The following is a 9,008-nucleotide window of genomic DNA, read 5'->3' as shown; positions in this document are numbered from 1 at the left end:
TGTTGATGTCGTCATTGAAGACCCTGTGCCAACAACACAGTCAAGGGCATGTGACCAACCCCACGTCGCAGGAGCCGCGGCCGGTGTCGGGCTCCAAAAGTTCCTGCGCTATGATCTCCCCGCGCGGCGCAGATGGGCGGATCGATGAGGGGGCGAAAGGGTGCGGCAGAGGCCGCTAAGGAATGTCCGGGTCACGCTGCCACGGCGGCCATGTGCGGGAACCCGCTAGAATCCAGCGCGCCAGTCGCGGATGAGCTGCGCGACCTCGTCGAGGTGCGATTCCAGCAGGAAGTGCCCTCCGTCAAGCAGCTGCACCTGGGCGTGAGGGGCGTCCTTGAGAAACGCCTTGGCACCATCCGGGCCGAAGATCTCGTCGTTCCTGCCCCATACTGCCAGGACAGGAACCTGCGAATCACGCAGCCACTGATGAACCGCCGGGTACAGCGTACGGTTCGTGTGATAGTCACCGAACAGGGCCAGCTGCACCCGGTCCATTCCTTCCCGGTCCAGAAGGGCGAGGTCATGCTCCCATGCGTCCGGATCAATTGTGGTCACATCGGGAACCCCGTGCTTGTACTGCCATTCCACGGCCTCCCGTTCGAGCGCCGGCCGCAGAGCGAGCTCATTCGCGGGGGATGGGTCGGCGCCATACGCCCAGATGGGAGCCCAGAAGTCCGGCACGAAGCCTTCCTCATAGGCGTTGCCGTTCTGGGAAATGACACCTTCAATCGACCCCGGGTCGGCCAACGCGAGCCGCCATGCGATCGGTGCCCCGTAGTCCTGGGTGTACACGGTGTATTTTGTGATGCCAAGGCCCGCCAACAGCCCGGCCGTTATGTCCGCGAGCGAGTCGAAGGTGTAGTCAAACTCAGCCACCGACGGCGCCGAAGAGCGTCCAAAGCCGATGTGGTCGGGCGCGATGACGTGATACTCGTCCGCCAGGGCCGGGATGAGGTGCCGGAACATGTGGGAACTGGTCGGGTATCCATGCAGGAGAAGCAGCACGGGCGCACCCACCGGCCCGGCTTCCCGATAGAACATGCTGAGACCGTTGACTGTGGCGACGCGGTGATGAACTGTAACCATGACTAACTCCTAAAATGGTCTATAGTGGTTAGTGGAAATGTAGCACAAACGTTGACACCCTTCACCGGTGGGCAACGCGAAAGGGTGAGGATGGTTTTCCAGAGCGCGGTCCCGGACGAAGACCTTCTCCTGGCCTTGCTGAACAGTGCCCCCGCCGTCGGCGGCCAGATCACGGAGGAGCTCCATGCGCGAGCAGCCGGAGAATTTGCGGTGAGGTTCGGCGGCACCGGCTCCGATGCCGAGCTGCAGAACCTGCGGCTCATGAGGCAGGTCCTTCACGATGTCATCCGGGGGGCCGAAGGGGCGACCGAGCGCCTGATCGAGTTGCTCGCCGATATCTCTCTCATGCCGGAGCCATCTCCGGCAGGTATCCAGTGGCGGCTGGAAGCGGATCCACCGAAACGACTCGCAGCACGGGCGGCCATGGCGTGGTCCCACTTCGCTGAGTCGACGCCGGGTCGGCTCAAGGCGTGCGCGAACAGCGACTGCAACCTGTTCTTCATCGATCGCAGTCGACCGGGAACCGGTAAGTGGTGCTCGATGACAACGTGTGGGAACCGAATGAAAGCCCGCGCGCATGCCAGCCGCCAGCGGACCAGCCCGGCCACGGACGCCCGCTGACGCAGGGTCCGGCGTCCGGAACGGCGAAATCGTTACCGGACCGGCAGAGTGGGTGGGTCCGGGGTTGTTGGCAGCCGGTGGTTCAGGACCAATCACCCGTTATTCCGGTGCTCGTCGGGGGGGGGGGGCGATCACCAGCCTGCACGTAGCAACGGGCGCGTGCTCGACATATTGCCTCCCACAGGTGCTTGGAACGGTATCGTTCCGAGCACCTGTAGGAGGAAAGACCGAGCGGAGAAAAATCATGAGCGATGATCTGACCAACGTGCAGCGTTTGCAGCACGGCCTCGACCTCTTCCTGTCGAAGGACATGAAGGCCTGGACCGACTTGTGCGCGGAGGACGTCGTCGCCGAGTTTCCCTTCGCGCCCGAAGGCAGCCCGTCGGTCATCGAGGGCCGGGCGGCGCTTTACGAGTACCTGCGTGGCTACCCCGAGACGATTGACGTCCGCGAGCTCCCCACCACGACGATGTACACGACGGGCGACCCCGACCTCGTTGTCATGGAGTGGAGCGTGGCAGGAACGGTCGTGAGGACCGGCAACCCCTACGCCATGCGTTACGCGACCTTCGTGACTTTCCGCGACGGTGAGATCGTGACCTACCGCGAGTACTGGAACCCGCAGGTCTTCCTCGCGGCCCTGGACGGTCAGGGCTTCTGACGGGTCGCGGTTGACCGCTAGACGCCTGCACCAAAGGCCTCGCGGCCCATGCCGCGTTTGTCCAGCTTGCGAGGAGTTGTGACGGTGCTTGAGATTCAGGCCACGAACCCGCCGAAGAGCAAGGAAACTATCATGGCAACGATGACGGAGTTGAATGCAAAGGCAAAAAGCACATTGATGCGTACGAGTGTCCATGCTCTGCGCGAGTTGAAAGTGGCGGATACGGTCGCTGCCATCGTCGAAAGCAGCACGGCCAAGGTGAGATAGTCGGTGAAGCGGCGGTCCCCTTCCACGATGAGGCTGATATGTGCGTGATCGTCATCGGACCCTACCGCGAGGCGTAGATACGCCAGGGCAAAGGAGTACACCATGAGCGCCCATGAGCTAGCGACACATAGAAGCCCAAGGATGACAAACAGCACGTCGCTGCGGAAGTTGTCGTTCTGAGCAATAACAATAGTTAGGATCACCGCGGCCAGGGCGCCGGTGAGGCTCCAGCTCGAAGCGCCGCCATATCCGAGGGCTTTGGTCCACCACTTTTGCAGGATCTGCGTTTCGTGGCGAGCGGCGCTGCTCAGACTGCGAGGCCCTAGGCGGGCGTAGATGCGATGAGTCCACAGCAGGTACGTGCTTACGAAGACGGGCCAGGCGATGAGATAGAGCGTGGGCAGAAGAGTCGGCAGATCCCTCTCTGACCGATCACCTTGCGTGCTGAGAAAGACGGCGGCGCCCGTGCCTGCTACAACTGCGAAGAGGGAACTCCAGTTCGCGCGGGCCGTGTCGCTGACAAAGCGGGTGGACATGATTCATGCTCGCATACCTCGCTGCCTCAGGCGTGCTCACCGCTTCACCCTCTTACTAGAACCGGGGGAACCCGGTCGTAGTCCTGGCGCACCTGCCCGCGGCGGGCACCGCTTTTCCCGAAGGCCCGGAAGCTGAGTATGCCGGCGATCACCACGGCCACCGCGCCGAACCGGACGCCCGTACTCGTGCTCGTGCCGGGGTCTAGCCACAGGCCCAGGACGCTGCGTGCAACCTCGGGGAAGGCGGAGACATCGGTGGCGCTGTTAATCAGGCTTCGTTCCGGCGACCCTCGGATGCGATGAACCGCCGGAATAGAACGCCCGTCCTTGTGGTTGACACGTCAAGTAGTTAGCCATTGGGTCAGCACCTCAACAATCTAGTGATGGGTAGCAAAATTATGAATGAGCAGAAAATCATTGCAGTGGCCGGAGCGACCGGGTCCCAGGGAGGCGGCGTCGTCCGTGCCCTTCTGGCCGATCCGCAGAAGCGCTTCGCGGTTCGCGCCCTGACCCGTGACACCGGTTCTGCATCGGCCGAGGCCCTGCGCGAGCTTGGTGCGGATGTCGTTCGCGCGGACTTCGAGGATGAGCAGAGCGTCGTCGCAGCGCTCACGGGTGCATACGGGGCGTTCCTGGTCACAAACTTCTGGGCGCACGGTTCCGCCCGCCGGGAGCTCGACGAGACTGCCGTCCTCGCCCGTGCAGCCGCAGCGGCCGAGGTGGCGCATGTCGTCTGGTCAACCCTGGAGGACACCCGCGAACTGCTTCCCCTCGAGGACCCGCGTATGCCGGTGCTTCAGGATCATTACAATGTGCCGCACTTCGACGCGAAGGGCGAGGGCAATGCTCTTTTCGCCGACGCCGGAGTGCCGACCACGTACCTGAACACCACCTTCTACTTCCAGAACTTCATCGAGGCTCTGGCGCCCCGCCGGGGAGACGACGGCGTCCTCACGCTATCGCTGCCCTTCGAAGAAGGCCGGCTCCTTTCGGGGGTCGACGTTGCGGATATCGGCCGCGCTGCGTTTTCTATCTTCGCGGCCGGCGGGGAGTACATCGGTAAGACCCTCAGCCTCGCAGGGGATCACCTCACCGGCGCCGAGTACGCCAGCCAGCTCGCAGATGCCCTTGGCGAACCGGTGCGTTTCCAGACGGTGCCCTACGACACGTTCCGAGGATTCGGCTTCTCCGGCGCGGAGGAAATGGGCAACATGTTCCAGTACTACGGGGACTTCGACAAGGAGTTCACCGGTGCCCGGGACCTGGAGGCGCTCCGCGGGTTCATTCCTGGCCTCAAGGACTTCCGCACCTGGGCGGCCGAGAACGCGCAGGCGCTGAAGGTGGCATAGCCTCCCGGGGCAGAAAGTGATTAGTGGGGGCATCACCCAAGCCCGGTGATGCCCCCACTACGTTGCGGTGAGTGTTCCTGGATTCCAGGTCACCTCAGGGACGCAAGGTGCGCTGCGAGGCTGCGCATTGCGTCTTCGAGGAGGCTCAGCTGCTCGGCGCTAAGGGGGGTGACAAATATGTCACGTATTGCGTGTAGATGCGGGGACGATGCCTTTCTATAGAGGTGGGCACCCTCCGCAGTCAACAAAATTTCAGCCCCACGGAGATCATCAGCCGCCGCCTGCCGACTGATCAAGCCGCGCCGCTCCATACGGCCAAGATGATGAGAAAGCCGGCTTTTCTCCCAGCTGATGGTGTCCGCAAGCTGTGACGAGCGCATGCTGTGCCCGGGCCGGTCGTACAGTGCGACCATGACCGCGTAATCACCTGGAGACAGACTCGACTCCTCCTGAAGGCGCAGTGCGACCAACTGCTTCACTGCCTCCGATGTCTCAATGAACGCCCGCCAAGCACGCAGTTCATCTGCCGTCGGAGAGCGGGGCCTGCTCTCAGCGGCCAGGCCTTCGAGAGCGCGGTCTGAAGATGCTTTTGACATGTCAGCTATCATATTCCCGCTCCTAGCGGCTCCTCAACAAAGCCGAACCGGCTCCCTTTGAGGCTTTGCGCCATGCCCGCGTCTTTCAGCTGATGCCTTTCAGTGCCCTGATCGTACGGCGAGTCGGCTCCCGCGGTAGAGGAGGCGAGAGGCAGGTGCAGGTGCAGGTAGGCGGACCTGTGGACGGCCGCTGCCGCCCGTTCGGCCCAGCGCCAGGATGACGATGAGGCCGGAGCGTTCGGTCCAGTGCGCCGCCCAGTGCCCCCCGCCAGTTGCCGTGCTTTCACGTGAGGTAGGTCAGGGCGGCGTCCACGCCGACTCCGGTGAGCCAGAACCAAGTCACGTGTCGGCTCAACAGCCCGGGTCGTCGTCTCTCCGATATCGGCGGGATGGTGCATCCTATGGCCTTCGCGGATCACGCCTTCTGGCGTGGCCGATGCCCTCCGTGTCACGATGCGCCAATCAGAACGAGGGGCTGGTTATGATCTCTCCAAGCACCCTTACGCGGTCGACGCTCAAGCGGTGCGTCCTTGCAGATTCATCGACGAATGACAGGACCAACAATGCACACCGGTATGACTGGAACAGAGCTGCAGCCTGACATGGTGGGCACGGACGGGACAACAGCGGGGCGGGAGGGATGGCCCGCGCTGCAGGTCTCGGAGTGGCAGGATACCCAGGCCACGCTGCACATGTGGCTGCAGGTTGTCGGCAAGATCCGGATGGCGCATGCGCCGCTCGTCAACCACTGGTGGCAGGTGCCGCTGTACGTGACGCCGCGGGGCCTGGGCACGTCGTCGATACCGTATGGCAACGGCATGTTCGACATCGAGTTCGACGTCGTCGCGCACCGCCTGGTGGTCCGCAGCAGCTCCGGTGAAGACCGCAGCGTTCCCCTCGAGCCGCAGTCCGTCGCCCAGTTCCACGAGCGGACCATGGCGGCGCTGGCAGACCTGGGGATCGAGGCACCTATCCGCCCCGTCCCCACCGAGGTGGATCCCGCCGTCCCGTTCGCCGAGGACCACGCCAACACCTCCTACGACGCGGAGTCCGTCACCGCCTACTGGCGCCAGCTGATTCAAGCCGAGCGCGTCATCGCCCGTTTTCGAACCGAGTTCCTCGGGAAGGTCAGCCCGGTGCACTACTTCTGGGGCGCCATGGACCTGGCCTGCACGCGCTTCTCGGGCAGGCCCGCGCCAACCCACCCCGGCGGCGCCCCGAACTGCGCCGACTGGGTCATGGAGGAGGGGTACTCCCACGAACTCTCAAGCTGCGGCTTCTGGGCCGGCGGCGGGGAGGAAGGAGCGTTCTACTCCTACGCCTATCCCGAGCCGGAAGGTTACCGGGATACACCCATCGGAGTCGAGGGGGCGTTCTACAGCGAGGAATTCCGCCAGTTCCTGCTGCCCTACGAGGCCGTTCGGACCGCGGCGGACCCCGACGCCACCCTGCTCGAGTTCCTGCGCGCCACCTACCGTGCCGCGGCGACCACCGGATCATGGGATGAGGAACTCCTCTGCGACCCGCACCGACTCGACAGGCACGCCCGATAGGACAGGACCAGGCGGAGCCCGGACGCAAAGAGTGCAGGGGCTCCGCCGATGGACGCTGCCGCTGTAGGCCCCCGCGGTGCTCTCCATTGCAGCCGCGGAGAGCGCCGCGAGGACGGTGCGTAGCCGGGTCCGGCGGGTCCAACCCGCGTTGGTGCCCCGAGGCAATCAGATGGACCGCCTCAACCCGACAGTCCTTCGATACCGTCAGGCCTGGTGGTTTGACCCGCCGGTGGGGGAGTCGGATCGGTCCGGGGAACCTTTCGCACGTTCGACCAGCCAGACCATGATCACCACTGCGACGTTCATGAGCATCAGAATGATCATGGCCGGCCCGGGACCGGAATCAACGCCCCGGTCGAGTGCGGCCGTGCCATTGCCGGAGAACACGGCGTTGGCGATACCCGCGACGACGTTATTGGCGACATGGAACGCGATCGCCGCTTCGAGCCCTCCGCTGATGAGCCCCATGATGACTGTGCAGGCGGAGAAGACAAAAAGATAACTGACAAACCACGGTTCCACTGACACGTGAACCAGGGCGAACAACACCCCCGAGACGATAATGCCGAAAGCAATTGCGGGGCGCACGCCACGGAACCACGACCCGGCTGCCGGGACGACTGCTCCCCGGAACAACACCTCCTCGCCTGCGGACTGCAACGGAATTGCTACCAGAGTCACGAGGATGATGAGGAGGGTGGTGGTCCCAATTTCGACGGCACCCGTGCCGGTGGACTCAGGTGCGATCAGCCTGGTTGCAGTGCCTCCGATCGCGACCAGCACGGCTGCGCCGAGGAGGTAAACGCGCAGGCGGCGCCAATCGAAGGACCGGTTATGGCGGAACAGGCTTCGCCACGGGATATTTGCCAACCGGGCCATGAGCGCTGTTGTGATCAGCCCGGCAAGGGCGGTGCTCAGGCCGACCGCAAGGATCGCCAGCGGAGTAAGCACGGGTTTCAGGGGATCAGCGGGACCTTCGACCAGCGTCACAAACTGAAAAATTACGATCTGCATAACGAGCAAGACCACAGGCACCGCGATGAGGACAATCAGGGCCTTCCACCGCTTCATCCGGATATGCACGCCGAAGGGCCGGGCGGCGATCGGAGCCGAGGCCTTCCTGCCGCCCTGCTCCTGCAGGGAGTCTGGCCGGTCCTGAGGGAAGGCGCCGCTGCTCACAGGACCACCCACCCTGCCGCACCTGCGCGCGGCGCCGCGGGGAGGCGTCCCCCCAGGTTACTGAGCGACCTCCGGCTCAGAGCAGAGCCGGGCTCCCCGACGAAAAGATCGTCCATCCGTAGAACCATCATGTGTTCCTCTCAAAATAGTGTCGGCCAACATCACCCAACCGCATGACAAAGGTGCTTCAACCGAACACCGTGTCCTCATTGAACGAGACCCGTTACGGCAGGCTATCACACTGTACTAGTACGGTGTGTTAGCCGTGAGTAGTGCATCTATTCGTAGGTCTTCTCCGGTTCATCCTTTGGCACGTTCATCGGCAGCGCTGGCCAGCACGAAGTGTCGATAACATGGGACCGGAGGCATAGATGGAGACACACGATGGCGGGAACGTCAGTTCACGCGAGAAGGTCCTTGCTGCCGCGGCGGCGATGATGGCCGAGGACGCCGCGGCGAACCTCAGCGTGCGCGCGGTCGCTGCGCGCGCCGGGGTGAGCGTCGGATCACTGAGGTTCCACTTCCCCACCCAGGATGCCCTGCAGGATGCTCTGCTGGCGCGGATTTACGACCACTTCTTCCCCGGGGACCCAATCCGTGATCCTGCGTTGTCCGCCCGGGACCGTCTGGTGGCGTGCCTGCGGCAGATCCTCGCTCCCACCGGAGTGGGAGTCGACGCCCGCACGGCCTGGGCAGCGGTGTACAAGGCCTTCATCGAGCCCGAACAGACCCCGGACCTCCGCTCGGCCTACGCGGGAATCGAGAGGGAAGGCTTGCGGCGCGTCACCTACTGGCTTACCGTCCTCGCCGACGAGGGCGCCCTCCAAAGGGGCGATTACACCCCGCAGGCGCGGTTTCTCTCCACCGTTCTCAACGGACTCGCGTACGAGCGGGCCCTTCCGTCGAGTGAATCGCTCCTTCAAGCCGAAACCGCCACTCTCTACCTCGCCGTTGACGCGGTGCTCGGAACCGATCGCATCGATGAAGCGCCAGCAGCGGCGGGAGCTCCGACCGGGCAACACGCCGGCGAGGCCGGGAGTGCCCCCTAGGTCCGTGCTGTCTCGGTCCGCCGCACAGCAACCGGCACCTCGGGCGGTCAGCGTGCCGGGAGGGTGCCGCGGGCTCGGTGAGGGTTCCGCAGCGTTCGCTCTGCGGTTCCC

Annotated in this window: 9 protein-coding genes; 5 read left to right on the top strand and 4 right to left on the bottom strand. The window is 64.0% G+C overall.

The genetic code is table 11. The annotated features are described in order from the left end of the window. Positions 1-225: 225 nt before the first annotated feature. Positions 226-1,086, bottom strand: coding sequence for an alpha/beta fold hydrolase (locus tag I6N91_RS09035; RefSeq protein WP_198812233.1), 861 nt, complete (start codon positions 1,084-1,086; stop codon positions 226-228). A 90-nt stretch (positions 1,087-1,176) separates the two neighbouring features. On the opposite strand from I6N91_RS09035, the gene I6N91_RS09030 reads away from it, so the two are divergent. Both I6N91_RS09030 and I6N91_RS09025 read left to right on the top strand, forming a co-directional pair. Next, entirely contained in the window at positions 1,177-1,707 is a 531-nt protein-coding gene (locus I6N91_RS09030) for a CGNR zinc finger domain-containing protein (protein ID WP_198812256.1), read from the top strand. A gap of 244 nt (positions 1,708-1,951) precedes the next feature. Beyond that, entirely contained in the window at positions 1,952-2,368 is a 417-nt protein-coding gene (locus I6N91_RS09025) for a nuclear transport factor 2 family protein (protein WP_198812232.1), read from the top strand. A 95-nt stretch (positions 2,369-2,463) separates the two neighbouring features. Here the strand turns inward: I6N91_RS09025 and I6N91_RS09020 are convergent, their stop codons facing one another. Further along, positions 2,464-3,171, bottom strand: a complete 708-nt coding sequence (locus tag I6N91_RS09020; protein WP_198812231.1) for a DUF1345 domain-containing protein — start codon at positions 3,169-3,171, stop codon at positions 2,464-2,466. 383 nt (positions 3,172-3,554) lie between these two features. Here I6N91_RS09020 and I6N91_RS09015 point away from each other — a divergent pair, with 383 nt between their 5' ends. After that, the gene (locus I6N91_RS09015; protein WP_198812230.1) at positions 3,555-4,520 is read left to right on the top strand and encodes an NmrA/HSCARG family protein; all 966 of its coding nucleotides are present in this window, start codon (positions 3,555-3,557) and stop codon (positions 4,518-4,520) included. A gap of 89 nt (positions 4,521-4,609) precedes the next feature. Here I6N91_RS09015 and I6N91_RS17570 read toward each other — a convergent pair whose 3' ends face one another. Further along, on the bottom strand, positions 4,610-5,116 hold the full coding sequence (locus tag I6N91_RS17570; RefSeq protein ID WP_374058933.1) for a MarR family winged helix-turn-helix transcriptional regulator: 507 nt from the start codon (positions 5,114-5,116) through the stop codon (positions 4,610-4,612). A gap of 575 nt (positions 5,117-5,691) precedes the next feature. Here I6N91_RS17570 and I6N91_RS09005 point away from each other — a divergent pair. Further along, entirely contained in the window at positions 5,692-6,669 is a 978-nt protein-coding gene (locus I6N91_RS09005) for a DUF5996 family protein (protein ID WP_233091631.1), read from the top strand. A 204-nt stretch (positions 6,670-6,873) separates the two neighbouring features. Here I6N91_RS09005 and I6N91_RS09000 read toward each other — a convergent pair whose 3' ends face one another. Then, positions 6,874-7,848, bottom strand: coding sequence for a CPBP family intramembrane glutamic endopeptidase (locus I6N91_RS09000; RefSeq protein ID WP_198812228.1), 975 nt, complete (start codon positions 7,846-7,848; stop codon positions 6,874-6,876). A gap of 371 nt (positions 7,849-8,219) precedes the next feature. On the opposite strand from I6N91_RS09000, the gene I6N91_RS08995 reads away from it, so the two are divergent. Further along, positions 8,220-8,897 carry a TetR/AcrR family transcriptional regulator gene (locus tag I6N91_RS08995; RefSeq protein WP_198812227.1) on the top strand — a complete coding sequence of 226 codons (678 nt, stop codon included), beginning with the start codon at positions 8,220-8,222 and terminating at the stop codon, positions 8,895-8,897. Positions 8,898-9,008 lie beyond the last annotated feature (111 nt).

This window comes from Arthrobacter sp. MSA 4-2 (assembly GCF_016405885.1).
Lineage (GTDB): Bacteria > Actinomycetota > Actinomycetes > Actinomycetales > Micrococcaceae > Arthrobacter_D.
This window is presented reverse-complemented; position numbering and strand designations above follow the sequence as displayed.

Bases quoted from the DNA above. Each gene is read 5' to 3' on its own strand.
- I6N91_RS17570 (WP_374058933.1), bottom strand. From the start codon at position 5,116: ATGTCAAAAGCATCTTCAGACCGCGCTCTCGAAGGCCTGGCCGCTGAG.
- I6N91_RS08995 (WP_198812227.1), top strand. From the start codon at position 8,220: ATGGAGACACACGATGGCGGGAACGTCAGTTCACGCGAGAAGGTCCTT.
- I6N91_RS09025 (WP_198812232.1), top strand. From the start codon at position 1,952: ATGAGCGATGATCTGACCAACGTGCAGCGTTTGCAGCACGGCCTCGAC.
- I6N91_RS09035 (WP_198812233.1), bottom strand. From the start codon at position 1,086: ATGGTTACAGTTCATCACCGCGTCGCCACAGTCAACGGTCTCAGCATG.
- I6N91_RS09005 (WP_233091631.1), top strand. From the start codon at position 5,692: ATGACTGGAACAGAGCTGCAGCCTGACATGGTGGGCACGGACGGGACA.
- I6N91_RS09015 (WP_198812230.1), top strand. From the start codon at position 3,555: ATGGGTAGCAAAATTATGAATGAGCAGAAAATCATTGCAGTGGCCGGA.
- I6N91_RS09030 (WP_198812256.1), top strand. From the start codon at position 1,177: ATGGTTTTCCAGAGCGCGGTCCCGGACGAAGACCTTCTCCTGGCCTTG.
- I6N91_RS09020 (WP_198812231.1), bottom strand. From the start codon at position 3,171: ATGTCCACCCGCTTTGTCAGCGACACGGCCCGCGCGAACTGGAGTTCC.